Origin of the sequence: Neogemmobacter tilapiae, from assembly GCF_014652215.1 — a bacterium.
GTDB classification, from domain to species: Bacteria; Pseudomonadota; Alphaproteobacteria; order Rhodobacterales; family Rhodobacteraceae; genus Neogemmobacter; species Neogemmobacter tilapiae.
Genome location: NZ_BMYJ01000013.1, coordinates 48,626 through 75,189, shown reverse-complemented (window position 1 = coordinate 75,189; position 26,564 = coordinate 48,626). Strand labels below are relative to the sequence as shown.

Below are 26,564 nucleotides of genomic sequence, written 5' to 3'. Positions count from 1 at the left end.
CGTCGCGGGCGTTTTCCTTGCGGTAGACCGTCATGATGCCTATATTTGATTTATGAACGCACGCTATCGCTTTGCCGCAATCAAGGCCCTTCAGGCCATAGACTTTATGGTTTCCCAAAAGAATCCGCTGGATCTCCATGCGGCGCTGAAGGCCTGCTATTTTGCGGATCGTTCCCATTTGAACACCTATCAGCAGCCGATCTTTGGCGCGACCTACAAGGCGATGAAATATGGCCCTGTGCCGTTGGAAATCTACGAACTGATCAAGGGCGAGCCTCTGCGCCTTTGGGAGATTGGCCGCGATGACCTTCCTTGGACCTTAGAAGGTCGTAGGATTCGCAGGATTGCGAACGGAGAGGCGCATCTGGACCAACTGGCCGACAGCGAACGCGAACATCTTGCGATGGCATTTGCCAAATCCGTTGCAATGGATTTCGGCGAACGCACCGCTGTGACTCACGGCGCGGATTGGCAAGCAGCCAATGGTGGCGAGATGTTGTACGAAGACATGATTGACCCTGGGCCAAGCAAGGCCGAGGTGGTTCAGTTCATCCGTGAAACGGCGCGATACGTTCGGCTTTGACGCGATGTTGGGGTTGTTTCAGGTTATCTGGGCCTTTGACCGTTCGACAACCCCGCCGAAACCCAAGATGTTGGTTTGCCTGTGCTGGGAAGAAGGCTGGTTTCTTCGGATCAATACCGCCGACAGGTTCCGCCCTTGCGTGGCCGTTCTGAAAGCGGACAACCCTTGGCTTGACCATGACAGCCATGTCGAATGCGGCCTGTTGGTTTGGGATGAATACGAACTGGAAGAGGCTATGAAAAACCGCAGAAATCCTTTGGGTTTTTTGCATGACAAGCACCGATCGCAAATCCTTGCGCACCTTGAGGCCGCGCCCTACATCCGCGCGGCCGACAAGGTTAAGCTTCGCAGTCTTCTTGGTTGATCAGCGCTCTGCCACCAAAATCTCGCGTTTGCCCACATGGTTTGCCGGGGTCACGACGCCCTGATCTTCCATCTGTTCCACCAGACGCGCGGCCTTGTTATAGCCGATGCCCAGTTTCCGCTGGATATAGCTGGTCGAACATTTCCGATCCTTGGCGACGATGGCGACCGCCTGATCGTAAAGCTGATCATCGCTGCTTTCGCCCGACCCCAGACCCAGCACCAGATCAATATCGTCGGCCTTTTCGTCATCCGGCCCTTCGACCACGCCCGACATATAGGACGGCGGACCAAAGCTCTTCAGGTGGTTCACCACCTCTTCGACCTCTTCATCCGAAACGAAAGGCCCGTGGATCCGACTGACGCGGCCCCCGCCGGCCATGTAAAGCATGTCGCCCATGCCCAGCAGTTGTTCGGCCCCCTGTTCGCCCAAAATCGTCCGGCTGTCGATTTTGCTCGTCACCTGAAACGAAATCCGGGTGGGGAAGTTCGCCTTGATCGTCCCGGTGATGACATCGACCGAAGGCCGCTGCGTTGCCATGATAAGGTGGATTCCGCTGGCCCGCGCCATCTGCGCCAGACGCTGGATGCAGGCCTCGATTTCCTTGCCCGCCACCATCATCAGGTCGGCCATTTCATCGACCACCACCACGATATAGGGGATCGACACTGGCGCGAATTCTTCGGTCTCGAACACGGGTTCCCCCGTGTCTTCATCAAAACCGGTCTGGATCGTCCGCTTGAACATCTCGCCCTTGGACAGGGCTTCTTTCACCCGGCCGTTGTAGCCTTCGATGTTGCGAACGCCCATTTTCGACATCTTGCGATAGCGTTCTTCCATTTCCCCCACGACCCATTTCAGGGCGATGACGGCTTTCTTGGGGTCGGTCACAACGGGCGACAACAGATGCGGAATGCCATCATAGACCGACAGTTCCAGCATCTTGGGGTCGATCATGATCAACCGGCATTCTTCGGGCGTCAGCTTGTACAGCAGCGACAGGATCATCGTGTTGATCGCCACCGATTTACCTGAACCCGTCGTCCCCGCGATCAGCAGGTGGGGCATCTTGGCAAGGTTGGCAATGATCGGCTCGCCGCCAATATCCTTGCCCAAGGCGAGTGGCAGACGCATGGCGCTATCGCCAAAGTCCCGCGCCGAAAGGATTTCCCGCAGCACCACCTTTTCCCGCACAGCATTCGGCAGTTCGATGCCAATCACCGTGCGGCCCGGAACGGTCGAAACCCGCGCCGAAAGGGCCGACATGGACCGCGCAATGTCATCGGCCAGACCAATGACACGCGACGCTTTCAGACCCGGTGCCGGTTCCAGTTCATACATGGTGACGACCGGGCCGGGACGGACCGAAACGATCTCGCCCTTCACCCCATAGTCATCCAGCACGTTTTCCAGCATCCGCGCGTTTTCTTCCAGTGCATCATTCGAGAGGCTGTGCCGTTGCACCAGCGACGGGTTCGACAGCAGCGACAGCGGTGGCAGTTCATAGTCGCTTTCCGCTTCTTCGAAACGCAGGCGCGGTTGGCTTTCGGCGATGGCCTTACGCGACAAAACCGCCGGTCTCGGCATCGTCTGCAACACCACATTCTTGCGGTCATGCACCGTCGGGCGCATCGGCGCAGGGGCCAATTCGTTGACCAACTCGCGGGCATCGTCCCAAACGATGGCTTCGTCTTCCTCCTCGGCCAGTTCTTCCCAATCCACCTCGCCCGCATCGAAATGATCGGCTTGCAGCGTGTGTTCCGGGTATTCCACCGGCTGTTCATCGGCCCAGACGTCATCCTCGACCAAGGGCTCTTCCCAAAGCGGCTGCGCTTGCCGCGCCGTCACCGGCGGTTCCGGTGGCAGGGCGGCCATTGGCGGGGTTTTGGAGGCAATCAGCACCACCGGCCCGCGCCGGGTCATCGACGGCTCCCGCCGTGCCAAGGCGGCCTGCAAGGGCGTCAGCGACTGCATTTCTTCGACCGGCATCCGCCCAGTTTTCGCGCGGATCGCGTCGGAGATACGGGCCTTGATCCGGTCTTCGCTGGGCATCCAGGCCCTATCCGCCTGCGGCGGCAGTTCCGGTTCGATCAACTCGGGCTCCGGCGCGCGGCGCGTCAGGTTCTGCACCCGCGCCAGAAGCCCCAGCTTTTCGCGCGGGGCCTCAACCTCGGGCATCCGCATTTCGCCGCGCAAAACCGGGGTGCGGCGTGTTGTCAGCGGCGCAGGCTCCATCTGATCCGGCGTCACCAGCGGTTCCGGCCGGGGTTCATAGGCCTCAATCTCGGGCAAAGCCGCCCGGCGTTCCGCCCGACGCGCCTGCACACCTTGCGCCGCACGGGCCGCCCCTTCGGCGCCCTTGCCCGCCAGCGCCATGACCTGCGCATAGCTCATGATCGTACCGACCAGCAGGAACCGCGTGATGGCCTGCATTTCAACGCGGATGAAACCGCAGACAAAGGCCAGCAAGGCCAGCATCGCAAGGCCCGAAAGCAGCGACAACAGCTTGATCGAGAAATCCATGCCAAAAGGCAGAAAGCCGACAATCGCCCCCAGGATCGTATCGCCAAACAGGCCACCCAGCCCAAAGGAATGGGTCCAGTCCGACGCAGGCGTATGGGTCGAGGCAAAGACCGAGGCGAGCGCAATGGCAAACACCGCAAAGACCAGCCGCCCCACAGCCCGTTCCTCACCGCGATGGGTGATGAACCGCACGCCCCAGGCCAAGGCGATCAGCGGCAGGGTCCAGGCCCCCTTCCCCAGAATGATCATCAGGGTCGAGGCAAGGCCCGCGCCAAAGCGTCCCAGCCAGTTTTGTGCGGGGGTATCCGACACCACCATCCAACCCGGATCTTCCGGCGAATAGCTGACCAGCGCCAGCGCGAAACAAAAGGCAAAAATGACCAGCAGAACGCCCAGCAATTCCTTGCCCTTGCGTTCCAGAACCGCTTGGGTTTCCGGGTTCACCATCGGTTCGCGGTGCCTTGCCTGAAAGCTCGCCATGCCCTTGTTCTTCCTTCTTGTCTTCTGGTCTTAACGCCAAATGTTACTGGTAAAGCCAAATCTTAGCCGTAAAGGCACTTCCGAAGTCTGGTCAGACCCCGTTCTGTTTCGTCTTTTGGGGCGACCAAGGCGACCCGGATATAACCCTTGCCGGGATTGGTCCCGCCCGCATCCCGCGACAGATAGCCGCCGGGCAAAACCTTGACCCCCGTCTCATCCCACAGTTTGATCGTCGCGGCCTCACCATCATCCACGGGCAGCCACAGAAAAAACCCGCCTTCGGGGTTCTGCCAGCCCTGCATCCCGCCGAAAATCTGATCGGCCAGCGCGAATTTTTCCTGATAAAGCGCGCGGCTTTGGGTCACATGATCCTCATCCGCCCAGGCCGCCTCGGCCACCTTTTGCAAGGGCAGGGGCAGGGGGGCACCCGCAAAGGCGCGCAACTGGCGCAGGCGTAACATGCTTTGCGGCCCGGCGGCCACAAAGCCCGAACGCAGGCCGGGCAGGTTCGACCGTTTCGACAGCGAATGGAAGGCGACCACCCGTTCGGGATCGGCCCCCATTTCTGCGGCGACCTCCAGAATGCCGGGCGGCGGGGCGGCCCGCCAGATTTCGGAATAGCATTCGTCGGCGAAAATCTGAAAATCGTGGCGTTCCGCCAGCGTCAGCAAATCGCGCCAGTATTCCCGACTGGCCACCGCCCCCTGCGGGTTGGCGGGGGAACAGATATAGGCGACAGTCACTCGGTCCAGCACGTCCGGGGAAAGGCTGGCATAGTCTGGCAGATGTCCGCTGGCCGCCGTGGCGGGCACATAGACGGGTTCCGCGCCCACGGTCAGGGCGGCGACGGCATAGACCTGATAGAACGGGTTCGGCATCAGAACGACAGGCTTTTGCCCGCGTTTTTGTTCCGGGCAAAGCGCGATACAGGCGTTGAACAGACCCTCGCGCGTGCCGTTCAGCACCATCAGACGATCTTCGGTCAGGGTGACGCCATAGCGGCGTTTGACCCAAGCGCTGATCGCCGCCAGCAGTTCCGGCGTGCCGTCATTCGGCGGGTAAACCCCGAAACCCGCAAGGTTTTCTTGCAAAATGCGCCCGACGAAACCCGGCTGGGCATGGCGTGGCTCACCGATGGTCATCTGAATGACCTCGCCACCGGGCGCGCGCCCGTCCAGCAATTTCCGCAGGCGCGGAAATGCGTAATCTGGCAGGTTCGAGAACCGCTCAGGAAATGCCATGTCTGCCTCGTTGTCGGGGTCATGTCGCCCCGTTCACGGGAAAGATAACGGGCCGGGCGAGCGGCGTCCAGAAAAACCCCGCCGGGTCAGGGGGATGGATGGCGAAATTGTGGCATTTCCGCCCTTGTGCATCGCTTGGCACGAGGGACGGGCCTTGCGGGGCATCGAGCCCCACAAGGCCCGGTGGGGACTTTCGGCCCCCACACCCCCGAGGATATTTTTAAACAAGAGAAGGAGGGGCCAAAAGTGTGGGCGCAATCCACCAATCGGGGTGGCTTTGGGAAAGCTGTTTGGCCGCCGCCGTCGCGGCGGATGGGTCTGGGAAAAGCCCAAAGCAGGTGGCCCCTGATCCCGACATCCGTGCAATCAACGCCTTGGGCTGGGCCGCAAGGGCTTGCAGCGCCTCGGCGATGACAGGTGCCAGCGCGATGGCGGGCGCTTGCAGATCGTTGCGGGTGGCGGCCAGGAATTGCGCCAGCGCCGCCGCGTCAGGCAGCGGCGGCAGAGTATCGGGCAGGGGCGCATTGGCCTTTTGTGTCAGTTTCGCAAAGACTTGCGGCGTCGGGATGGCGACGCCGGGATTGGCCAGAACGGCCCAGACAGGGGGCAGGTTGACGGCGGTCAACCCTTCGCCCACCCCCTGCATCCGCAGCGCCGAGGGGTTCAGGCAGACCGGAACATCGGCCCCCAGTTTCAGAACATCCGCAACCTCGGGCAGCGGCATGGCCCACAATCGCGACAGGGCGCGCAAGGTCGCGGCGGCATCCGATGATCCGCCCCCGATGCCTGACGCGGTGGGCAGATGTTTTTCCAGCGTGATCCGCGCCCCCTTTGGGCTGGCAAAACGGCGAGCGGCGCGCAGCACCAGATTGTCATCCCCCGCCGAAAGCCCCGCCCCGCGCGGGCCGGTCACGGTCAGCGACAAATTGTCCCCGGGTTCGACATTGATCCAATCCCCGGCATCGCGGGCAAAGACCACCAGCGAATCCAGCAGGTGATAGCCATCGGCCCTTTGCCCCGTCACATGCAGGCAAAGATTGATCTTCGCTGGGGCAAATTCCCGAAAAGCCTTAGTTTCCATTCGCCGTCTGTTCGGCAATCGGCTTGGCCCCTTCTTCGGCCAGCACGGCATCCAGGCCGACCTCCAGCTTCCGGCGGATACGGGCTGCGTCCTTTTCCTCAGGCTCAAAGGACAGCGCCCGGCGCCATTGGAACCGCGCCTCAAGCTGCCGCCCGACCGCCCAATAGACATCGCCAAGATGGTCGGTCACCACAGGATCCACCGGTTCCAGCAACGATGCCCGTTCCATCGGTTCGAGCGCATCCTGATAGCGGCCCAGCCGGTAATAGCCCCAGGCCAGACTGTCGACGATATAGCCCGCATCGGGCTGCGCCGCGACGGCCTGTTCGATCAGCCCCATCGCTTCGTCCAGACGGGTGTTCATTTCCAGCAGCGAATAGCCCAGATAATTCAGCACCTCGGGCCGGTTCGGCGAAAGTTCCAAGGCTTTGCGGAAATCGGCTTCGGCCAACTCCCAACGCTTTTGCCGTTCGTGGCAGATGCCCCGCGCAAAGAACAGATCCCAATCGGTGCTTTTGGGCGCATCCCCCAGCAGTTTGATCGCCGCATCATAGGCGACCACCGCCTCTTCATGGCGCTCTTCCCGGCGCAGCAGCGTGCCCAGTTCCTGCTGGACACCCACGATTTGCCCATGGCTGCGGGCCAAGGCTTTCAGAACCTCAATCGCGGCCTCGGTTTGCTCGGTTTCCAGCAAGGCCTGGGCCCGACCCACTTCGGCCACATGAAAAGCCGGATCATCCGGCGAAACACGGGCATAGGTGGCAATCGCCAGTTCCGGCTGTTCCAGCCGGTTCAAAAGACCCGCGGCCAGCAACTGGGCCTCGGTATGATCCGGCCGCAGCCAAGCCGCGATCCTTGCGTGAACCAGCGTTGAAGTGTCCTCAACTTCGCCATTCAGCGCGACGGCAAGCGTAAAGAAAACCTCGGCGATACCGTCCCGCGCATTGCTCACCACATCAAAGGGAACCGGCTCCCCCGCCTCCAGCCGCGCGCGCAGCACCGCGATTTCGGGGTCTTGTCCGGGCACGAAAACCCGGTCCAGAATGGCCACAGCTTCGGGGTTGCGTTCCAATTGGCTCAGACCCTGGACACGCGCCAAAACCGCCCGGCGCAGACCTTCGATATTCTCGCCCGCAGGCCCGGCATAGATCGCCTCGGCCCCTTCAAAATCGCCGACCGAGGCCAAGGCCAAGGCCTTGTGAAACTCTGCAAAAACCCGCGCTTCGGGGCGTTGCGCCAGTGTGTCAAAAGCCGCTTGGGCATCCGACATCCGCCCTGCGCCCAGATGCGCCCAGCCGACCGTCAGATCGTCCAGCAGCGGGGCCAGATCATGCCCCGCATCGGCAGCGGCAATGATCGCCTCGTAATCTTCGCGCTGCGCCTGATCGGCCAAAAGCGCAATCAGCGCCACCTGATGCGACAGGGCCTTGTCGCCCAAGGCCTTAGATTTTTCGATGGCCCCCTCGGTCTGGTCGGCGGCCAGCATCGACAGGATCGTGCCTTCTTGCAGCAGCGGATTTTCCGGGTCGGCTTGTAGCGCGGTTTCATACCAGCGCGCCGCCTGATCAAAGGCGCGGGCCGTGCCAGCCGTGCGGGCGGCCAGATAGGCCCCGGCATTCAGGCCATCCTCGGGCACAGTGTCTTGCGCCGCGACCGGCGACAGATTCAGTGCCAGAAGCAACCCCAGCGCGGTGGAACGCAGCAATGCCTTCATCGGATACTCCCTACCCATCGACCAAAACTAACGGCCTGCAACGGCAAGGGCAATGCGGGCTGGGGCCCACTCGCGCAAAAGTCAGCCTACATATTCGGGTAATTCGGCCCATCGCCGCCTTGGGGCACCGTCCAGACGATGTTCTGCGACGGATCCTTGATGTCGCAGGTCTTGCAATGCACGCAGTTCTGGAAATTGATCTGAAAGCGCGGCTGACCGCCTTCGGTCACCACCTCGTAAACCCCCGCCGGGCAGTATCGCTGCGCGGGTTCGGCATATTCGGGCAGGTTTACCGCAATAGGGATCGAGGCATCGCGCAGCTTCAGATGGGCGGGTTGGTCTTCGTTGTGGTTGGTGGCCGAATAGGCGACGTTGGTCAGACGGTCGAACGACAGCACGCCATCGGGTTTGGGATAGTCGATGGGGGCGAAGTCGCGGGCTTTACCCGTTGCCGCCGCGTCGGTCTTGCCATGTTTCAGCGTGCCAAAAACGGTCAAGCCAAAGGTGTTGGCCCACATGTCGATCCCACCGCCCAACAGCGAGGCGACAAGCCCGAAACGCGACCACAAGGGTTTCACGTTCCGCACCTTTTTCAGATCGGCGGCAATCGGCCCCGTGCGCACCAGCGTTTCGTAATCCGCCAGTTCATCGCCAGCGCGCCCCGCTTTGATCGCCACAAAGGCCGCCTCGGCGGCATCCATGCCCGACAGCATCGCATTGTGGTTGCCCTTGATCCGCGGCACGTTCACCATCCCCGCCGCACAGCCCAGCAGCGCCACACCGGGGGCCACCAGTTTGGGCATCGACTGCCAGCCGCCCTCGGTAATCGCCCGCGCGCCGTAGGCAATGCGCTTACCGCCTTTCAGCAACTCGGCCACCATCGGATGATGCTTGAACCGCTGGAATTCCATATAGGGGTAAAGGTGGGGGTTTTCATAGTTCAGGTGGACGACAAAGCCCACATAAACCTGATTGTTTTCCAGATGATAGATGAACGACCCGCCCCCCGCATTGCTGCCCAAGGGCCAGCCCATCGTATGGGTCACCGTCCCAAGACGATGCTTGGCCGGGTCAATCTCCCAGATCTCTTTCATCCCGAGACCGTATTTCTGCGGCTGGGCGTCGGCGTCCAGTTTATAGCGGGCAATCACCTGTTTCGTCAGCGAACCCCGAACCCCTTCCGCAAGGAAGACATATTTCCCCCGCAGCTCCATCCCCGGCTCGTAATTCGGCCCCGGTTCCCCCGTTGCTGGATCGCGCCCGAATTCACCCGCCACGACGCCCGCCACCCGGTCGCCGTCCATCACCAGTTCCGAACAGGCCATTCCGGGGAAAATCTCAACCCCCAAAGCCTCGGCCTGTGACGCCATCCAGCGGCAGACATTCGCCATGCTGACGATGTAATTGCCGTGGTTGTTCATCAAGGGCGGCATCGGGAAATTTGGAATGCGGATTTGCCCCGCCGGTCCCAGCAGATAGAAGTTGTCCTGCGTCACTTCGGTCTTGATCGGCGCACCCTTTTCCCGCCAATCGGGGATCAGCTTGTCCAGACCCACCGGGTCCAGCACCGCGCCCGACAGGATATGCGCCCCAACCTCGGACCCTTTTTCCAGCAGCACGACCGAAAGATCAGCATCCAACTGCTTCAACCGGATCGCCGCCGAAAGCCCCGCCGGACCGCCCCCCACGATGACCACGTCATATTCCATCGCTTCGCGTGTGATCCCGGTCATCCTGGCTGTCCTTTGCGTGGCTGATCAAACCCGGTTATCGCAGGGAAAAAGCCGGGGTCAATCCGAACGCGGCGCTTTGGGGTGCTGAAACGTCACGTCTTTGCCGACGCGGACCATAGGCCCAGCGATGCCCCTTGCAATCCTGTGGGGCTTCGGGGCAGGTTAGGAACGGATGAGGCAAAGGTCATGGCCCCGAAAGGGCCGTGACCTTGTTTTTGCAGATGTAGGTCCATGGAAAAGATCCCGATGACCCGGGCGGGTTTCACCGCGCTGGATGAAGAGCTGAAGATGCTGAAATCGGTGGAACGCCCGTCGGTGATCCGCGCCATTGCCGAGGCGCGTGAACTGGGCGATCTTTCGGAAAACGCCGAATACCATTCGGCGCGCGAAAAACAGAGCTTTATCGAGGGCCGGATCAAGGAACTAGAGGCGATCCTGTCGCTGGCCGAGGTGATTGACCCGTCGAAATTTTCCGGCGCGATCAAGTTCGGCGCGACGGTGCGGCTGGTCGATGAGGACAGCGACGAGGAAAAGACCTATCAGATTGTGGGTGAGGTCGAGGCCGACATTGAACGCGGCCTTTTGAACATGCGTTCCCCCTTGGCGCGGGCCTTGATTGGCAAGGAAGAAGGCGACTCGGTCGAATTCAACTCGCCGGGCGGCCAGCGCAGCTATGAAATTCTCAGCGTGAAATTCATCTGAACCGAGGCGGGGGCGCGGGGGTATGCCCGATCTGCGGGAACGGTTTTCAGGTCTGGGTCGGCCCAAAGGCCAGGGCGCGGTCGATGGCTTGGCCTGGGCCGAGCTTTTGGCGGCGCTGGGCGGGCTGGTCTGGCTGATCAGCGTGGTCTGGTCGGGTTGGGGCGGTGGCATCGGAACCCTGCTTTTGGCCGCACTCGGGCCACTCGCGCTGATTCTGGCGGTCCTCACAGGCTTGCGGCAGGTGCGCCAGTTGCGGGACGAGGCGGATGCCTTGCGCTCTGCGCTGGATGCTTTGCGCGCGATGCAGGCGCAGCAGGGCGTGGCGCGGGTTGTTGGCAGCGGCGAACGGCGTCCGGTCGAGCCTGCGCGGCGCGAGACGGTGGAACGCAAACCTGTGGCGCAGGCCGAAGAACAACCCTCACTCGCCTTGGGCATGTCGGCCGAACCCTTGCGCCCGGCGATGTCGGTCGAAGATTTCATCAAGGCCCTCGATTTCCCCGAAGGACCGGAAGACAAGGACGGTTTCCGGGCATTGCGTTTGGCGCTGGACGATCCCCGCACAGCCAAGATGATCCGCGCGGCGCAGGATGTGCTGACCCTGCTGTCGCAGGAAGGCATCTATATGGATGATCTGACCCCCATCACCGCGCCCGCCCCCATCTGGCGCCGCTTCGCTGCGGGTGAACGGGGCCAGCCTGTTGCGGCCTTGGGTGGGATCCATGACGAAGAGGCGCTGCACCAAGTGGGCAAGCGGATGAAAGAAGACCCCGTCTTTCGCGATGCCTGTCACCATTTCCTGCGCACCTTTGATAAAACCCTGGCGGCCTTTGAACCCGAGGCGGTGGATGGCGAAATGGAAGCCTTGGCCCACAGCCGCTCGGCGCGGGCTTTCATGCTGATCGGGCGGGTGTCGGGAACCTTCGACTAGGCTATTCGGCGGCTTCGACCGGGCGGATCGCTTGCCCGCGCGGCGGCGCATCGGCCTTTGTGTCCAGCGGCTTCACCATCGTAGTGGCGGCGGCAAAGCCGAAGACATGCCGCAGCCAGCCGATGGGCGTATCCCCCACCGCCAGAAACCCCTGCCGTTCATACAGCGCCCTTGCGCGCCAGTTGGTATCGACCACATCCAGCCGGATCGCGGCATAGCCACGCTGCCGCGCCTCGGCGCAAAGCCCCTCCAGCAGCGCCGTGCCGACGCCCAGCCCCCGCTGTTCGCGCCGCACGCAGATGCCGTCCACCAGAAAGCGGCGATTGTCGGTGTCGCTTTCCAAAAGCCGCAACACGCCCTGCCGCCAAAGCGCGCCCCAGCGCCCATAAACCCGCCGCAACAACGCCGGACTGCCGCCGGTAAAGGCCCCCTGTGCCGTCTTGAAACCCGCGATACCCAACAAAACCCCTTCGGGTGACACAGCCACCAGACAGTTCCGCGCGCTCATCGTTTCTTGCAGAAAAACCGTCGCGCGATCTTCCGGCCCCAACACGCGGCCCAGCTTGCCACCAAAAGCCTGCCAATAGATTGACACCGCTTCGCTGCGCAATTCGGTAGGCAGGCCGGTCAGGATGGTGAATGATGGGCTCAAAGCAACCCCTCCGCCTCGGCCAGATCGGCCGGGCTGTTCAGGTTGCGGAACGGATCCTCGCCCCTTGCCCCGAAATCGACAACCCGTGCCCCGGTCAGCGCCGCAAAATCCCGCAGCCGCGCATGGCCTTGGGCCAATTCCTCGGCCAAAAGCGGCGCAAGGGTCACGGGCCAAACCGCAAAGGTCGGATGCAAACGCCCCTGCCAGGCGGCCATCGCCGGGGCCGCCCCCAGGCGCACCGCCAGATCGCCGGGAAAGAACGGGCTGTCCACCGCCACCGTCAGCAGGCTTTCGCCCCCCTTTTGCGCGGCCCAACGCAGCCCCGCCAGAACCCCTGCCAAAGGCCCCATCACCTGTTCATCCGCCAGAACCGGCAGGCCCCACGCTGCAAAACGCCCCGCCGCGCCATTGGCGGAAATCGCGACAAGATCCACCTGTGGGGCAAGACGGCCCAGAACATGATCCAGCAGGGGTTTTCCGCCCAAGGGCAGCAGGGCCTTGTCGGCACCGCCCATCCGGCGGCCTTCGCCCCCGGCCAGAACAAGGCCGCAACATGTGCCCAAGATGCGGTTCCTTTTGCCTGACCCTTGGGTCAGCCTAGCCGAATGTGACGTTTCTGCAAAGGCTTCGCCCTAGCGGATGTCTTCCGCCGATTGCCGGATCAACACCCCGTGGTTCTTGTCGGCGTCATCATCGGTGATCACCCGCTTTTGCACGCCCGGAATCTTGTCAAAGTCCTGCATCAGCGTCCGCGGACCCCAGGTCTGCTTGATCGATTCAAAGCCAGGAACCCCCGACAGGATCGCGCTGATATGGTTCGCGCACATCGCCTTGGGCGTCGCCCCATTCGCCAGCGCCCGCTGATAGATCAGCTGCGCCACGCCCGGCGGTACCACAACCGTCTGTTCCACCACATCAAACGTCTCACGCGCATGATAGTCGATGTAGAAATCCACCACCTTCGGCGACATGCCGAAATGCACATCATGCCGTTCGGGCAGGTTCGGGTGATAGAAACTGCCCGCCGGATCGAACATGACCCTTTCGCTGGCATTGATCAAAAGCCCCGAATGCGCCCCCGACCCGTTCGACTTGCGCAGCACGGTGTAAAGCGTGATCGCCGTTGGCCCATCATGCACATAGCGCGCCGCCTGAACCTGATCTTCGGGCGCGAATTTGTTGTCAGCCCCCCCGCAGGCGGCGACAAAAAGGGCCAGCGAAAGGCCAGCGATCAGGCGGAAAATGCGCATCGGGAAACTCAGGCGTTGGCCAGGGCCATGAAGATCACGATGCCGATGCTGATGCCCGCACCCCAAGTGACCAACCGAAGGAAACCCGCAAAGGTTTTCTCGTGGTCGCGGATATCCATGCTGCCATGCTTGTGTTCGGCCATGTCGTCACTCTCCCGTCAACGTGCTTGCCATCGGCCATAAAGCAAGAATCACCGCCTGTCACGGGGGTCCGGCCCCTTCTGTCGCACTGTCCGCGCCCTTGTCGAACTGGCGCGACAGCTGAAATCCGATCCGCCGCGCCGGTTCGGCATCGCTCGCGCGCGGCAGGGCGCGCAGGATGACGTTCAACTGGCTGACATGCTGGATCAACTGCGTCCGCAGCCCGCTGTCATCCTCGCCGTAAAAGGTGACGATATCCGGGTCAAAATAGCCCAGCCCTTCAATCCGCAGCACCCCCGCCTCACCCCCGGTAAAGCCCATCGCCACCTCTTGATCGGGGTTCAGCTGTTTTTCAAAGTTGCGGATATACAGGATCAACCGCTCATAGGCCCAACGGGCCGGCCCCTTTTCCTCGACCGGAACGCGGGCGACAGCGGCGGGCAATGGCTCGCTTTCCACCGTTGCGGGCGCGCAATCATCGGCATGAACGGCCCCCGCACAGGGCAGCGCGCTGGCCTCAAGGGCGTCGACGGTGTTCATGGCGAAATCTCCTTTCCTATCAATATGGGGCAGGGGCGGCGGCTTGGCAAAGGGCGTCATGGCGGATAAGGCGGTTTTGTTGAAGGATGGGATGGATGACAGAGGTTCTTTCGCCAGATGCCAAGGGCATCGCCCGCGCGGCCGCCCTGTTGTCGCAGGGCGCGCTTGTGGCGATCCCGACCGAGACGGTCTATGGTCTGGCAGGCGATGCGCGCTCGGATCAGGCCGTGGCCGCGATCTATACCGCCAAGGGGCGGCCATCGTTCAACCCGCTGATCGTGCATTTGGCCAAGACCGATCAGGCCGCGCTTTATGCGCATGTTTCCGATCAGGCTCGCGCCCTGATGGCCGCCTTCTGGCCGGGGCCTTTGACGCTGGTCCTGCCCTTGCACGATGGCGCGGGCCTTTCGCCTTTGGTCACGGCGGGCCTGCCCAGCGTCGCCCTTCGCCAACCGGCGCATCGCTTGGCGCAGGCTCTGCTAACCGCTTTCGACGGCCCCTTGGCCGCCCCTTCCGCCAACCCCTCGGGGCGGGTTTCATCCACCACAGCGACCCATGTGCTGGACGGTCTCTCGGGCCGGATCGCTGCCGTTCTGGATGGCGGGGCCTGCACCGTGGGCGTCGAATCCACCATCATCGGACTGGCCGACGGCCCGCCCCGCCTGCTGCGCCCCGGCGGCATCGGGGTAGAGGAGATTGAGGGCGTTCTAGGCCAAAAGCTGGCGACAGCTGGCGAAGGCATCACCGCGCCGGGGCAATTGGCCTCACACTATGCGCCGGGCGCAGGCGTGGTGTTGAATGCCACGGAACGGCCCAAGGGGGCCATATGGGTCGGGTTTGGGCCGAAATGCGCCGGGGCCGATCTGAACCTCTCTGTCGTGGGAAGCCTGACCGATGCCGCCTGCAACCTGTTCGACATGCTGCGAAAGGCCGATGCCTTGGCCGGGCCGGGCGGTCAGATCGCCTTTGCACCCGTGCCCCGCGACGGGCTGGGGCTCGCCATCAACGACCGCCTGCAAAGGGCTGCCGCCCCCCGGTAGGATGAGCAATCTGCCCATCGCCCAAAGCCAAAGATGGGCCAATGGCCCATCCTATAACCACCCCGTCCCCAACACATTCGCCCAGTCCTGCGCCCCCAATGCCCGCGCCCGCGCCACCACGCGCCCCGTGTCATAGGGCACCATCCGAAACGTCACCGACCAATCCGCACCCTTGCGGTCAAGCAAGGCATAGCGCGCATGGGGCGTCCCCGCCTGAACCCGGTGCATCGGCGCGTGGTCATCCTCATAACCCGGACAGCCCACCGCCCCCGGGTTCACCACCAGCCGCCCATCCGGCAGCCGCACCGCCTGCGCCACATGGCTATGCCCGCAAAGCAACAACGACTGCCCCAACCCCTCGGCCCGCGCTGCGACCCGTGCCAAAGGGGCCTGCGTCAGCGCCCCGTCCGCCACCCCATGCAGCCAATAGGTCAGATCATCCTGCGGGCAGGCGTGGCACAGAAACAGTTCCTCGACCACCAAAGTCGCGGGCAAGGTTGCCACCCAGTTCAGATGCATGGGCGTCAGTTCCGGCAGCGCATAGTGCTCCCATTCCCCCGGCCCTTCCACCAACCAACGGTCATGGTTGCCCCGCACCGTCGGCCAGCCCGTTGCCACCAAAAGATCCGCCGTTTCCCCCGCGAAACACGGCCCCGACAGGCAATCCCCAAGGTTCACCACCAGATCCGGCGCAAACCCCGCCAGATCCGCCATCACGGCGCGCAAAGCATCGGCATTGCCGTGGATATCGGCAAGCGCCGCGACCCTCATTCGGCGGCGATGTCCTGCGCCGAATCCCAGCCCGAAATGGCCTTCGCCTCAAGGAATTCCTCAATCCCCCAATGCCCGCCTTCCCGTGCCCGACCGCTGGCCTTGATCCCGCCAAAGGGCGATCCCGCCCCCCGCGATTTGCCGTTCATTTCCACCATCCCCGACCGCAAGGCCCGCGCCAGACGGTTCCGCCGCGCGCCGTCCTGCGACTGGACATAATTGGTCAGCCCATAGGGCGTATCATTCGCAATGCGAACCGCCTCTTCCTCGGTGTCAAAGGGGATGATCGACAGGACCGGACCAAAGATTTCCTCGCGCTCAATCGTCATGCCCGGCGTCACATCGGCAAAGACCGTCGGCCGCACGTAAAAGCCTTTGTTCAGCCCCTCGGGCAGGCCCAGACCGCCCGCCACCAGCCGCGCCCCTTCGCTGATGCCTTTTTGAATATAGCCCTGAATCTGATCCCACTGCCGCTTGTTCACCACCGGCCCGATATGCCGACCGGGTTCTGACGCGGGTCCCACCTTGATGGCACTCGCCAGTTCCGCCGCCTTTTCCACCGCCTGATCATAGACGGCGCGTTCCACCAGCATCCGGCTGGGGGCGTTGCAGGACTGGCCCGAGTTGTTCATCATATGACGCACCCCCCGCTCCACCGCCTTGGCATCGGCATCGGCGAAAATCAGGTTCGCCCCTTTGCCGCCCAGCTCCAGCGTCACCCGCTTCAAGGTCTGCGCCGCCGTGGCCGAAATTGCCCGCCCGGCCCGCGTCGATCCGGTAAAGCTGATCATTTCCACATCGGGATGCGCCGAAAGCTGGCTGCCCACACCCGGACCATCACCGTTGACCAGATTGAACACCCCCGCCGGAACCCCGGCATCATGGCAGAATTCGGCGAACAGCAAGGACGACAGCGGCGATTCTTCCGATGGTTTCAGAACGCAGGTGCAGCCCGCCAACATCGCCGGAATCACCTTCAGCGTCACTTGGTTCATCGGCCAGTTCCAAGGCGTGATCAGCCCCACCACGCCAATCGGCTCCATCGCAATCCGGTCGTTCGGCGCATGGGGGCCAAGCGGCCGCACCCATTCCATATGCTCAAAGGCGGTCAGGAAATTCTTCAGATGCCAGGGCAGGCAAGCCGCCTGATCACTCAGCGCCATGTCAATCGGTGCGCCCATTTCCAGACTGATCGCCGCGGCCATTTCATCGGCACGCTTTTCAAACTGCGCCAGAATCCCCCGAACATAGCCCGCCCGCACCTCGGGCGCGGTCGTGGCCCAGCCTGGAAAGGCCGCCTTGGCCGCCGCAACCGCGGCATCGGTATCCGCCTGATCACCCAGCGAGATCACCGCGCAGACCTCTTCGGTGGAGGGATCAATCACATCGCAATCGCGCTGGCTGGCCGGGTTGACCCAGGCCCCGTTGATATAGAACTGACGCTTTTCAATCATCGCGGCCCCCATTGGTTTGGCCCAAAGCCTGCCACCAGAGCCCAGCCCCGTCCAGCCTGTTTGCGTCAGGGTTTGATCAAATCCGCGACGCTATCCACATTTCGAAAACCCGCACGACCCACAGGTCATGCAGCCTTCGACCATCCGCAGATCATGGCTCCCGCAGTTTTCACAGGCTTGCCCCGGCTTGGGCGCTAGCGCTTTCGGGTCGGATTTCAGACCCAGACCCTCGCCCGGAATGAAACCGATATGGATCAGATGCTGTTCGATCACCCCGCCAATCGCGGCCAAAATGGAAGGGATATACCGTCCCTCCATCCACGCCCCCCCGCGCGGGTCAAAGACGGCTTTCAGCTCTTCTACCACAAAGGACACATCGCCCCCCCGCCGGAATACCGCCGAAATCATCCGCGTCAGGCCGACCGTCCAGGCGAAATGCTCCATGTTCTTGGAATTGATGAACACCTCAAACGGCTGCCGCCGCCCGTCGGTGATGATATCGTTCAAGGTAATATACAGCGCATGTTCGCTGCCCGGCCATTTCACCTTATAGGTCTGTCCTTCCAAGGCTTGCGGCCGGTCCAAAGGTTGCGACAGATCCTGTTCCTTCGGCGCTTCCACCGACAGAACCGACCCCGTCACCGCATTGGGCCGATAGGTGGTGCAGCCTTTGCAACCCATATCCCAGGCGGCCATATAGACATCCTTGAAATCGTCAAAGCTGATGTCTTCCGGGCAGTTGATCGTCTTGGAAATCGAAGAATCCACCCATTTCTGCGCCGCCGCCTGCATCTTCACATGGTCCAAGGGCGGCAGGGTCTGCGCATTCACGAAATGCGCGGGCAGGGGCGCATCCCCCTTCAGATCGCGCCACATCTGCACCGCGTAATCCACCACCTCTTCCTCCGTCCGCGACCCGTCCTTTTGCAGCACCTTGCGCGTATAGGCATAGGCAAAGACCGGCTCGATCCCCGAAGACACATTCCCCGCATAAAGGCTGATCGTCCCGGTCGGCGCGATCGAGGTCAGCAAAGCATTGCGAATGCCATGCTGGCGGATCGCTTCCCGCACATCCTCGTCCATCCCGGCCATATTGCCCGAGGCTAAGAACGGCTCCGCCTCAAACAGCGGAAACGCCCCCTTTTCCCGCGCCAGATCAACCGACGCCAGATAGGCCGCCCGCGCCATCGCGTGCAGCCAGACTTCGGTCTGCTTGGCCGCCTCATCCGAGCCATAACGCAGGCCCGTCATCAACAGCGCATCCGCCAGCCCCGTGACGCCCAACCCAATCCGCCGCTTGGCCTTGGCCTCAGCCTCTTGCTGGGGCAGGGGGAAACGGGACGCATCCACCACATTGTCCATCATCCGCACAGCGGTCCGCGTCAGATCGTCCAAGGCCTGCCTATCCAACGCCGCCTTGGGGCCGAAAGGATCGTTTACCAGCCGCGCCAGATTGATCGACCCCAGCAGGCAAGCGCCATAGGGGGGCAGGGGCTGCTCACCACATGGATTTGTGGCGCTGATCGTCTCAGCATACCACAGGTTGTTCATCCGGTTGATACGGTCGATGAAAATCACACCCGGTTCCGCCACCTCATAGGTGGACCGCATGATCTTGTTCCACAGATCCCGCGCCGCCAGCGTCCGGTAGACTTGGCCCCCAAACCGCAGATCCCAAGGCCCGTTGTCCTTGACCGCCGCCATGAAAGCATCCGTCACCAGCACCGACAGATTGAACATCCTCAGCCGGTTCGCGTCTTTCTTCGCGTCAATGAAGGCCTCAATGTCCGGGTGATCACAGCGCAGCGTCGCCATCATCGCCCCACGACGGCTGCCCGCCGACATGATCGTCCGGCACATCGAATCCCACACATCCATGAACGACAAAGGCCCGCTTGCATCTGCCGCCACGCCTTTTACCACCGCCCCCTTGGGCCGGATCGTCGAAAAATCATAACCGATGCCGCCGCCCTGCTGCATCGTCAGGGCCGCCTCTTTCAAATTTTCGAAAATGCCGCCCATATTGTCGGGCACCGTGCCCATCACAAAGCAGTTGAACAGCGTCACCGAACGCTCCGTCCCCGCCCCCGCCGTCACCCGCCCGGCGGGCAGAAAGCGGAAATCCTGCAAGGCCGCCTGAAAACGCGGCTCCCAAACCGCAGGCTCTGCCTCCACCGCCGCAAGCGCCTTGGCGATCCGCTGCCAAGTCTCCTCCAGCGTCGCATCCAAAGGCCGTCCCTCGGCATCCTTCAGCCGGTACTTCATGTCCCAAATCTGTTCGGCAATCGGCGCGGCAAAACGGGACATCACACAATCCTTCGGGGCTGGCTGGGCGGGACGCCCAAGATAGGCCTCTTGGCGCAGTCGGGCAAGTCTTGCCCTCGGCCATCGGCCCGCTATGTTCGCCGCATGGGGCATGTGAACATCCTGAAACTCTGCGTCGGTGCCGAATCGGTCGAAGATCTGACCGATTGGATCGCCAGCCACCGCGGCCAATGGCCCGCCGGTGAAAGCGTGCATGTCACCCGCATGTGGCCCAAACGCGAGGCGGAATTGCTGGACGGTGGCTCGCTTTATTGGGTCATCAAGGGCGTCATCCTCTGCCGTCAAAGGCTTTTGGGCCTAGAGGCGGTGCGCGGCGGTGATGGCATTGAACGTTGTGCGCTCAGGCTCGATTCCCGCGTTATCCGCACCGAAGCCGCCCCCCGCCGCGCCTTTCAGGGCTGGCGTTATCTGAAACCCGACGAAAGCCCCCGCGATCTGCCCGAGGGCCGCAAGGCGGAAGAGAAACTTCCCCCTGCCTTGGCACAGGCCTTGGCCGAAATTGGTCTGCGTTGACTAAATCTTTGAAAGATTTCACCGAAAGATTTTTGTTGCCGTTATACTCACGTTAAGGTTGAGTGTGATTTGTCGAGGCAACCCTGCCCGCCGTCGCGGGCTTTCGTTGGACAGAGGAGGTTCTGATGGCAAGAATTCGTGGCACCAAGGGCGGAGACTTCATTCATCGCGCCGGTGACGGGCTGATTGCGCCCAATGGCAAAAAGAACTTGCTCGGGGTGACCCAAGGCAATGACACAGTGCTGGGCCTCGGCGGGAAAGACATTCTGTATGGGGGCAAAGGGAATGATCGTCTGGACGGCGGCAAGGGGCTGGACAAAATGTTCGGCGGCTTTGGCAATGACACCTATGTGGTGAATGCCATCAAGGACAAGGTCATTGAATCGTCCAATACAAGCGGTGGGACTGATACCGTCCGGGCCTCGGTCAACTTCACGCTCGGTGCCAATCTTGAGAATCTGGTTCTCACCGGCAACGGCAACCTGACCGGCAATGGCAACGGACTGGCCAATGTGATCACCGGGAATGCCGGATCAAACACGCTTTCGGGCCGGGTGGGCAATGACACGATCAACGGCGGCGGCGGTCAGGATACGCTGCTGGGTGGCGCCGGGCTCGACAGCCTCACCGGCGGTGCGGGGAATGATCTGCTGGATGGTGGCACAGGCGCCGATGCGCTGGCGGGCGGTGCGGGCAACGACACCTATGTCGTCGATGACGCGGGCGATGCGGTGACTGAACTGGCGGGCGAAGGGATCGACCTGATCCAGACCACGCTTGCCAGCCTTACCCTTGGGGCCGAAATCGAAAACCTGACCTTCACCGGCACGGGCAATTTCACCGGCACGGGCAATGCCTTGGCCAACCTCATCACCGGCGCGGCGGGCAATGACAGCTTGGGCGGTGGCGGCGGGGCCGATACGTTGAACGGTGGTGCTGGGAATGACAGCCTGGATGGCGGCACCGGGGCCGACAGTATGACAGGTGGCGCTGGCAACGACATTTTTGTCGTTGATGATGCGGGCGATGCCGTGATTGAGGCGCTGGGCGAAGGCACCGATCTGGTGCAAACGACGCTGGCCAGCCTGTCTCTGTCGGCAAATATCGAAAACCTGACCTTTACCGGCACGGGCAACTTTGCCGGCACGGGCAACGCCTTGGCCAATGAAATTACGGGCGGCGCGGGGAACGACACATTGGATGGCGGCGCGGGCGTTGATACGCTGACCGGCGGGACGGGGGACGACACCTATCTGGTCGATGTCGCAGGCGATACAATTGTCGAAGGCGCGGGCGCGGGCATCGACTCGGTGCTGACCACGGCGGCCAGCCTGACCTTGGGCGACAATCTGGAAAACCTGACCTTCACCGGCACGGGCAATTTCACCGGCACCGGCAATGCCGAGGCCAACGTGATCCTGGGCGGTGCCGGCAACGACCTGCTTTCCGGCGCGGGTGGGCATGACACGCTGACCGGCGGCGATGGCGACGACAGCCTGATGGGCGGTGCCGGGGACGACAGCCTGACGGGCGGCGCGGGGAACGACATCTATCTGGCGGTCGATGCGGGTGATGTGATCACCGAAGACACAGACGGCGGCACGGATACTGTCGAAACCGCGCTGGGCAGCTATACGCTGGGCGCGAATCTGGAAAATCTGACCTATACCGGCAACGGGAACTTCGTCGGTCTGGGCAATGCCTTGGCCAATGTCATCACCGGCGGGGATGACGACGATGATCTGAACGGCTTGGGGGGCATCGACACTTTGATCGGCGGCGCGGGCGACGATCTGTATGTCGTCGATGATGCCGCCGATGTCGTGACCGAAGCGCTGGCCGAGGGGATGGACACCATCGAAACCGCGCTCTCTAGCCTGACCCTTGCCGCGAATGTCGAGGTGCTGATCTATACCGGCGACGACGATTTCACCGGCACCGGCAACATCCTGAACAACCTGCTCAGCGGCGGCATCGCCAACGACATACTGGACGGTCTGGGCGGTCTGGACACGCTGATCGGTGGGGATGGCGACGACACCTATGTCGTCGATGACATTGGCGATGTCGTGACCGAAATCGCCGACGAAGGCCTTGATACGGTGCAAACCACCCTTGCCAGCTTGACGCTGGGGGCCCATCTGGAAAATCTCACCTTCCTTGGCAGCGGTGATTTCGAAGGCATCGGCAACGGGCTGGCGAACCTCATCACCGGCGGCACCGGCAATGACACGCTCGATGGCCTGCTGGGGGCCGATACCTTGCTGGGCGGCCTCGGCGATGACAGCTATCTCGTCGATGATATCAATGACGTCGTGACCGAGGCGGCCAGCGCCGGCTTGGATACCGTCATCACGACGCTGACCGGCTATACCTTGGGCGACCATCTCGAAAACCTGACCTTCGACGGCTTGGGTGATTTCGAAGGCATCGGCAACGGTCTTGCCAACCTGATCACCGGCGGCACGGGCAATGACACGCTCGATGGCCTGCTGGGGGCCGATACCTTGCTGGGTGGCTTGGGCGATGACAGCTATCTGGTCGACAACATCGGCGATGTCGTGACCGAGGCCGTCAGCGCCGGGACCGATACGATCATCACCACGCTGACGGGCTATACCCTCGGTGATCATCTGGAAAACCTCACCTTCACCGGCACCGGCGATTTCGACGGCATCGGCAACGGTCTGGCCAACCTCATCACCGGCGGTTCTGGCAATGACACGCTGAACGGCCTGCTGGGGGCTGATACCCTGCTGGGTGGTCTGGGCGATGACAGCTATCTGGTGGACAACATCAATGACGTCGTGACCGAAGCCGCCAGCGCTGGCCTGGATACGGTCATCACCTCGCTGACCAGCTATACCCTGGGCGACAACCTTGAAAACCTCACCTTCGACGGCTTGGTTGATTTTGAGGGCATCGGCAATGGTCTCGCCAACCTCATCACCGGCAGCACCGGCAATGACACGCTCGATGGTCTGGTTGGGGCCGATACGATGGTGGGCGGCTTGGGCGATGATGTCTATATCGTCGACAACATCGGCGATGTCGTGACCGAGGTGCTGAACCAAGGCACCGACCTGATCGAGACGACGCTTGCCAGCTTTACCCTGACCGGCAACATCGAAAACCTGACCTATCTGGGCATCGGCAGTTTCCAAGGCACTGGCAACGCGCTGGCAAACCTGATCATCGGCGGCGATCTGGCCGATACGCTGAACGGTGGCCTCGGGGCCGATACGCTGGAAGGCGGCTTGGGCAACGATATCTACGTGCTGGATGATCTGGGCGATGTCGTCACCGAATTGCTGAACGAAGGCACCGATCTGGTCCAAACCACCCTTGCCACCCTGACGCTGGGTGCCAATCTGGAAAACCTGACCTATACAGGCATTGGCGACTTTACCGGTACGGGCAACACACTGGCGAACCTGATCACCGGCGCGGGCGGCAATGACACGCTGAACGGAGGCGACGGCAATGACACGCTGGTGGGCGGGTTGGGCAACAACATCCTGACCGGCGGGGCCGGGATCGATAGCTTCCTGTTCGACGCGCAGGGGGCCGTCACGTCGATCACCGATTTCAGCACTCTGGACGATACGCTGACCTTCGATGCCGGGGCGCTCAATCTGGGCGACGGTGATGGGATCATCGACTCGGTTGTCACCCTGACCACCTTCCTCGACCTCTGGAACAGCGATGATGAGCTGGTCTTTGTCAACTCGATCCTCGGCGATCTGGGGCTGACCGATCTGGTCAACTTCCTGAACTTGCGCATCGGGCTGGAAACCCTGGGCGATACACAGTTGATGATCCTGAACGACGGCACGAGCACCGCCATCTATCGCCATGTGGCGGATGGGGCCTTGGGCATCGGCGCGGATGATCTGACACTGGTCGCCACGCTGGACGGGGTGACGGGGCTAACCTCGGCGGTCTTCGACTTCCTGTAAGGGCAGGCCGAAACGATGAAAGGGCCGGGAAACCGGCCCTTTTTGCATCTCTAGCGTTCTGTCAGCTTCAACTCGATCCGCCGGTTCTGCGCCCGTGCCTCCGGCGTCTCGCCCGCCACCACCGGCTGCCATTCGCCAAAGCCGGTCGCCGCCAGACGGTCGGGCGGAAAACCCAGTTCATCCTGCATATAGCGCACCACCGACAGCGCCCGCGCCTGCGACAATTCCCAATTGTCGCGGAAGGCCCCGCCGCCCGACAGGGGCACATTGTCGGTATGCCCGTCCACCCGGATGATCCAGTTCAGCCCCGGCGGAATATCGGCAATCGCCCCATTCAGCGTCTGCACAACCCCGGCAATTTGCGCCCGGCCCTCGGGGGCCAGCGTCGCCGAACCCGGCGTGAACAGCACCTCGGATGAAAACACGAAACGGTCGCCCACGATGCGCACGCCCGGACGGTTGCCCAAAACCTCGCGCAACTGGCCAAAGAATTCCGAACGGAACTTTTCCAGATTCTTCGCCTCGGCCTCCAGCCGCTTGCGTTCAGCCTCTTCCAACTCCGCCCGCCGCCGCTGTTCGCTGGCGACCTGCGCCAGCGCGGAATTCAGGCTCGATCCCAGTGCCTCGATCTGAACCTTGGCCACCGCGTCCTTTTCGGCCGCCGCATCCAGCAAGCCCTGCAAGGCCCCCAACTGCCCGCGCAATGCGGCGATCTGTTCGTTCAGCAGCGCCAATTGCGCCGCCTGTTCCACCGCCTTTTTCTGTTCCTCGGTCAGCTTGGTCTGCGCCATCGCCAGCGCCAGATCCTTTTCATCCAGCACCTTCAGGTTCTCGGTCTTGGCCTGCTCCGCCGCCGCCTGCGCTGCGGCCAGCAGAACCAGCGTTTCCTCGGCCTTCTTGCGCTGCGTCTCAAGGTCCAGCGTCAGGGCAATCAGCCGTGCGTCCGATGCCGAAATCTTGTCCCGCAGCGCCGCCGCCTCGGCCGCCCCGGTAGCCAACTGGCCCCGCAATTCCGAAACCTGCCCCCGCGCCGCATCGCGTTCGCCCAAAAGGCTGGCCACCTGTGCTGTGAAATCCGCGATCTGCCCCGCCTGCGCCGCGTTTTCCGCCTGCAAGGCGGTCAGACTGGCGGTCAATTGGCCCAGTTCATCCTCTAGGCCCTTCGCCCGATTGCGCTCCAGACCCAAGGCATCGGCCAGCCCCGCCACCTGCGCATTCAGCGCGTCCAGTTCCGTGTCCTGCGTGGTGATCGTGTCGCGCAGCACCGCCTGGGTCACGACAAAGATCGACAGCACGAACATCAGCACCAGCAAAAGCGTCGTCAGCGCATCGACGAAACCCGGCCAGGTCGGCGCTTCGGTCCGTGCCCCCCGGCGCGACAGGCCCATGCTACACCCGCCCCGCCGGACCGCGCGCCAACTGCCGCACCGCCGCCGTCAACGCCCCCAGATCGGCGCGCAGTTCCGTCATGCTTTCCTGCCGTCCCGCCGCCAGTTCCTCCAAGATCCGCAGCAGTTGCACGTCAATTGACCGCAGCCGCATCCGCTGTTCGGCATCCGGCCCAGCCGATCCATCCTCGGGCGCCAGAACCGCCACCAGCCGATCTTGCCCTTCGGCCATGCGCGACAACAAACCCTCGGTCCGATTGCTGGTGTTGGCGGCCATGTTCACCGCCAAGCGGTCGATGCCGTCCACCAAGGCCCCCAGCCGTTCTTCCAGCATGGCGCGCGACAGTTCCGCCTGACTGTGCAGGGTCTGCAAGGCCTCCATCTGCCCCGCCAGACTGTCCAGAACGGCGGCCACCTGCGCCATTTCACCGCCCGCCTCGGACTCGCCCCCGCCAAAGCCCAGACGGGTGATGGTCGTCATCCAGTCCTCAAGCTCGCGGTAGAACCGGTTCTGCCCGTGGCTGGCAAACAGTTCCAACAGCCCCACCACCAGCGATCCGGCCAGACCCAACAGCGAGGATGAAAACGCCGTCCCCATGCCGCCCAACTGCGATTCCAGCCCCGTCATCAGCTTAGAGAAAACATCCGTGCCGCTTTCACCTTCCTGCGGCGTCAGCCCCCGGATCGTGTCCACCATCGCAGGAACCGTCGTTGCCAGACCATAGAACGTGCCCAAAAGGCCCAGAAAAATCAGCAAGTTGCCCAGATAGCGCGTGATGTCCCGCGCCTCGTCCACCCGTGTCGCCACCGAATCCATGATCGACGCTGCGGACGAGGATGAAATCGTCGTCTTCGCCCCCCGCGCCCCCAGCAGCGCGGCCAAGGGGGCCAGCAGCCTTGGCGCCGCCGTGTATTCCAAACCGGGCCGCGCCCGCACGAAATCATCCAGCCAGGTCACCGACTGGAAAATCTGAATCACTTGCCAGAAACAGGACAGCACCCCAATCGCAAAGACCCCCACGATCACGCCATTCAGATAGGGGTTCGCCTGAAACACCACCTCCAGCAAAGGCAGTGCCAGCCACAGCCCGCCCACCACCAGCAAGATCACGATCAGCATCATGAAAAGCTGGCTGACCGGGCGGGCAAAGCCCCCATGCGTCGTGCTGATCTTTTGCATCT

At 62.5% G+C, this 26,564-nt stretch carries 22 protein-coding genes; 7 read left to right on the top strand and 15 right to left on the bottom strand.

Annotated features, from left to right (window positions below; genetic code table 11):
* The first annotated feature begins 52 nt into the window (after positions 1-52).
* Complete coding sequence (locus IE095_RS16845) at positions 53-583, top strand: Panacea domain-containing protein (RefSeq protein ID WP_189413215.1); 531 nt, start codon at positions 53-55, stop codon at positions 581-583.
* Positions 555-947: a hypothetical protein gene (locus IE095_RS16840; protein ID WP_189413214.1), complete on the top strand. Its 393-nt coding sequence runs from the start codon at positions 555-557 to the stop codon at positions 945-947. Before IE095_RS16845 ends, IE095_RS16840 begins: the two co-directional genes overlap by 29 nt.
* On the opposite strand, the gene IE095_RS16835 is transcribed toward IE095_RS16840, so the two are convergent.
* The 5 genes from IE095_RS16835 to IE095_RS16815 form a co-directional block, all read right to left on the bottom strand.
* Positions 948-3,950 carry a DNA translocase FtsK gene (locus tag IE095_RS16835; RefSeq protein ID WP_189413212.1) on the bottom strand — a complete coding sequence of 1,001 codons (3,003 nt, stop codon included), beginning with the start codon at positions 3,948-3,950 and terminating at the stop codon, positions 948-950.
* Positions 3,951-4,012: 62 nt separating this feature from the next.
* Positions 4,013-5,191 (bottom strand): aminotransferase class I/II-fold pyridoxal phosphate-dependent enzyme, encoded by a 1,179-nt coding sequence (locus IE095_RS16830; RefSeq protein ID WP_189413210.1) that lies wholly within the window; start codon positions 5,189-5,191, stop codon positions 4,013-4,015.
* 220 nt (positions 5,192-5,411) lie between these two features.
* The gene (locus tag IE095_RS16825) at positions 5,412-6,272 is read right to left on the bottom strand and encodes a 4-(cytidine 5'-diphospho)-2-C-methyl-D-erythritol kinase (protein ID WP_189413209.1); all 861 of its coding nucleotides are present in this window, start codon (positions 6,270-6,272) and stop codon (positions 5,412-5,414) included.
* The gene (locus IE095_RS16820) at positions 6,262-7,986 is read right to left on the bottom strand and encodes a tetratricopeptide repeat protein (RefSeq protein WP_189413208.1); all 1,725 of its coding nucleotides are present in this window, start codon (positions 7,984-7,986) and stop codon (positions 6,262-6,264) included. Before IE095_RS16820 ends, IE095_RS16825 begins: the two co-directional genes overlap by 11 nt.
* Positions 7,987-8,072: 86 nt before the next feature.
* Positions 8,073-9,719 (bottom strand): electron transfer flavoprotein-ubiquinone oxidoreductase, encoded by a 1,647-nt coding sequence (locus IE095_RS16815; RefSeq protein WP_189413207.1) that lies wholly within the window; start codon positions 9,717-9,719, stop codon positions 8,073-8,075.
* Between the two features lie 231 nt (positions 9,720-9,950).
* Here IE095_RS16815 and greA point away from each other — a divergent pair, with 231 nt between their 5' ends.
* On the top strand, positions 9,951-10,421 hold the full coding sequence (gene greA / locus IE095_RS16810; RefSeq protein ID WP_189413206.1) for a transcription elongation factor GreA: 471 nt from the start codon (positions 9,951-9,953) through the stop codon (positions 10,419-10,421).
* Between the two features lie 22 nt (positions 10,422-10,443).
* Positions 10,444-11,349 carry a hypothetical protein gene (locus IE095_RS16805; RefSeq protein WP_189413205.1) on the top strand — a complete coding sequence of 302 codons (906 nt, stop codon included), beginning with the start codon at positions 10,444-10,446 and terminating at the stop codon, positions 11,347-11,349.
* Position 11,350: 1 nt separating this feature from the next.
* Here the strand turns inward: IE095_RS16805 and IE095_RS16800 are convergent, their stop codons facing one another.
* The 5 genes from IE095_RS16800 to IE095_RS16780 all read right to left on the bottom strand — a co-directional run bounded on the left by IE095_RS16800 (position 11,351) and on the right by IE095_RS16780 (position 13,932).
* Positions 11,351-12,001, bottom strand: a complete 651-nt coding sequence (locus tag IE095_RS16800) for a GNAT family N-acetyltransferase (protein WP_373295419.1) — start codon at positions 11,999-12,001, stop codon at positions 11,351-11,353.
* Positions 11,998-12,564, bottom strand: a complete 567-nt coding sequence (gene mobA / locus IE095_RS16795) for a molybdenum cofactor guanylyltransferase MobA (protein ID WP_268247731.1) — start codon at positions 12,562-12,564, stop codon at positions 11,998-12,000. Before mobA ends, IE095_RS16800 begins: the two co-directional genes overlap by 4 nt.
* A 69-nt stretch (positions 12,565-12,633) precedes the next feature.
* A complete protein-coding gene (locus IE095_RS16790; RefSeq protein WP_189413204.1) occupies positions 12,634-13,251 on the bottom strand; it encodes a hypothetical protein in 618 nt (205 codons plus the stop codon).
* Between the two features lie 8 nt (positions 13,252-13,259).
* Positions 13,260-13,394, bottom strand: a complete 135-nt coding sequence (locus tag IE095_RS16785) for an aa3-type cytochrome c oxidase subunit IV (RefSeq protein WP_189413203.1) — start codon at positions 13,392-13,394, stop codon at positions 13,260-13,262.
* A gap of 58 nt (positions 13,395-13,452) precedes the next feature.
* Complete coding sequence (locus IE095_RS16780; protein ID WP_189413202.1) at positions 13,453-13,932, bottom strand: DUF6173 family protein; 480 nt, start codon at positions 13,930-13,932, stop codon at positions 13,453-13,455.
* Positions 13,933-14,027: 95 nt separating this feature from the next.
* Between IE095_RS16780 and IE095_RS16775 the strand changes: the two genes are divergently transcribed.
* Positions 14,028-14,972, top strand: a complete 945-nt coding sequence (locus IE095_RS16775) for an L-threonylcarbamoyladenylate synthase (protein WP_189413200.1) — start codon at positions 14,028-14,030, stop codon at positions 14,970-14,972.
* A 51-nt stretch (positions 14,973-15,023) separates the two neighbouring features.
* On the opposite strand, the gene IE095_RS16770 is transcribed toward IE095_RS16775, so the two are convergent.
* The 3 genes from IE095_RS16770 to IE095_RS16760 all read right to left on the bottom strand — a co-directional run bounded on the left by IE095_RS16770 (position 15,024) and on the right by IE095_RS16760 (position 19,504).
* Complete coding sequence (locus tag IE095_RS16770; protein ID WP_189413198.1) at positions 15,024-15,743, bottom strand: metallophosphoesterase family protein; 720 nt, start codon at positions 15,741-15,743, stop codon at positions 15,024-15,026.
* Positions 15,740-17,197, bottom strand: a complete 1,458-nt coding sequence (locus IE095_RS16765; RefSeq protein WP_189413196.1) for an aldehyde dehydrogenase family protein — start codon at positions 17,195-17,197, stop codon at positions 15,740-15,742. The genes IE095_RS16770 and IE095_RS16765 overlap by 4 nt, the downstream gene beginning before the upstream one ends.
* Positions 17,198-17,287: 90 nt before the next feature.
* Positions 17,288-19,504: an adenosylcobalamin-dependent ribonucleoside-diphosphate reductase gene (locus IE095_RS16760; protein WP_189413194.1), complete on the bottom strand. Its 2,217-nt coding sequence runs from the start codon at positions 19,502-19,504 to the stop codon at positions 17,288-17,290.
* Between the two features lie 102 nt (positions 19,505-19,606).
* On the opposite strand from IE095_RS16760, the gene IE095_RS16755 reads away from it, so the two are divergent.
* Together IE095_RS16755 and IE095_RS18465 are read left to right on the top strand one after the other, a co-directional pair.
* Entirely contained in the window at positions 19,607-20,035 is a 429-nt protein-coding gene (locus IE095_RS16755) for a DUF1489 family protein (RefSeq protein WP_189413192.1), read from the top strand.
* Between the two features lie 125 nt (positions 20,036-20,160).
* Entirely contained in the window at positions 20,161-23,994 is a 3,834-nt protein-coding gene (locus IE095_RS18465) for a beta strand repeat-containing protein (RefSeq protein ID WP_308428910.1), read from the top strand.
* Positions 23,995-24,044: 50 nt separating this feature from the next.
* Here the strand turns inward: IE095_RS18465 and IE095_RS16740 are convergent, their stop codons facing one another.
* Both IE095_RS16740 and IE095_RS16735 read right to left on the bottom strand, forming a co-directional pair.
* Positions 24,045-25,382 carry a peptidoglycan -binding protein gene (locus IE095_RS16740; RefSeq protein ID WP_189413190.1) on the bottom strand — a complete coding sequence of 446 codons (1,338 nt, stop codon included), beginning with the start codon at positions 25,380-25,382 and terminating at the stop codon, positions 24,045-24,047.
* Position 25,383: 1 nt separating this feature from the next.
* Complete coding sequence (locus IE095_RS16735) at positions 25,384-26,562, bottom strand: biopolymer transporter ExbB (RefSeq protein WP_189413188.1); 1,179 nt, start codon at positions 26,560-26,562, stop codon at positions 25,384-25,386.
* Positions 26,563-26,564: the final 2 nt, after the last annotated feature.

What these genes read in the sequence shown, in the direction of transcription:
- IE095_RS16770 (WP_189413198.1), bottom strand. Translation starts at nt 15,743, where the DNA reads ATGAGGGTCGCGGCGCTTGCCGATATCCACGGCAATGCCGATGCTTTG.
- IE095_RS16740 (WP_189413190.1), bottom strand. Translation starts at nt 25,382, where the DNA reads ATGGGCCTGTCGCGCCGGGGGGCACGGACCGAAGCGCCGACCTGGCCG.
- IE095_RS18465 (WP_308428910.1), top strand. Translation starts at nt 20,161, where the DNA reads ATGGCAAGAATTCGTGGCACCAAGGGCGGAGACTTCATTCATCGCGCC.
- IE095_RS16815 (WP_189413207.1), bottom strand. Translation starts at nt 9,719, where the DNA reads ATGACCGGGATCACACGCGAAGCGATGGAATATGACGTGGTCATCGTG.
- IE095_RS16825 (WP_189413209.1), bottom strand. Translation starts at nt 6,272, where the DNA reads ATGGAAACTAAGGCTTTTCGGGAATTTGCCCCAGCGAAGATCAATCTT.
- IE095_RS16735 (WP_189413188.1), bottom strand. Translation starts at nt 26,562, where the DNA reads ATGCAAAAGATCAGCACGACGCATGGGGGCTTTGCCCGCCCGGTCAGC.
- IE095_RS16780 (WP_189413202.1), bottom strand. Translation starts at nt 13,932, where the DNA reads ATGAACACCGTCGACGCCCTTGAGGCCAGCGCGCTGCCCTGTGCGGGG.
- IE095_RS16835 (WP_189413212.1), bottom strand. Translation starts at nt 3,950, where the DNA reads ATGGCGAGCTTTCAGGCAAGGCACCGCGAACCGATGGTGAACCCGGAA.
- IE095_RS16775 (WP_189413200.1), top strand. Translation starts at nt 14,028, where the DNA reads ATGACAGAGGTTCTTTCGCCAGATGCCAAGGGCATCGCCCGCGCGGCC.
- IE095_RS16830 (WP_189413210.1), bottom strand. Translation starts at nt 5,191, where the DNA reads ATGGCATTTCCTGAGCGGTTCTCGAACCTGCCAGATTACGCATTTCCG.
- IE095_RS16845 (WP_189413215.1), top strand. Translation starts at nt 53, where the DNA reads ATGAACGCACGCTATCGCTTTGCCGCAATCAAGGCCCTTCAGGCCATA.
- IE095_RS16760 (WP_189413194.1), bottom strand. Translation starts at nt 19,504, where the DNA reads ATGTCCCGTTTTGCCGCGCCGATTGCCGAACAGATTTGGGACATGAAG.
- IE095_RS16785 (WP_189413203.1), bottom strand. Translation starts at nt 13,394, where the DNA reads ATGGCCGAACACAAGCATGGCAGCATGGATATCCGCGACCACGAGAAA.
- IE095_RS16755 (WP_189413192.1), top strand. Translation starts at nt 19,607, where the DNA reads ATGGGGCATGTGAACATCCTGAAACTCTGCGTCGGTGCCGAATCGGTC.
- greA (WP_189413206.1), top strand. Translation starts at nt 9,951, where the DNA reads ATGGAAAAGATCCCGATGACCCGGGCGGGTTTCACCGCGCTGGATGAA.
- IE095_RS16820 (WP_189413208.1), bottom strand. Translation starts at nt 7,986, where the DNA reads ATGAAGGCATTGCTGCGTTCCACCGCGCTGGGGTTGCTTCTGGCACTG.
- IE095_RS16790 (WP_189413204.1), bottom strand. Translation starts at nt 13,251, where the DNA reads ATGCGCATTTTCCGCCTGATCGCTGGCCTTTCGCTGGCCCTTTTTGTC.
- IE095_RS16765 (WP_189413196.1), bottom strand. Translation starts at nt 17,197, where the DNA reads ATGATTGAAAAGCGTCAGTTCTATATCAACGGGGCCTGGGTCAACCCG.
- IE095_RS16805 (WP_189413205.1), top strand. Translation starts at nt 10,444, where the DNA reads ATGCCCGATCTGCGGGAACGGTTTTCAGGTCTGGGTCGGCCCAAAGGC.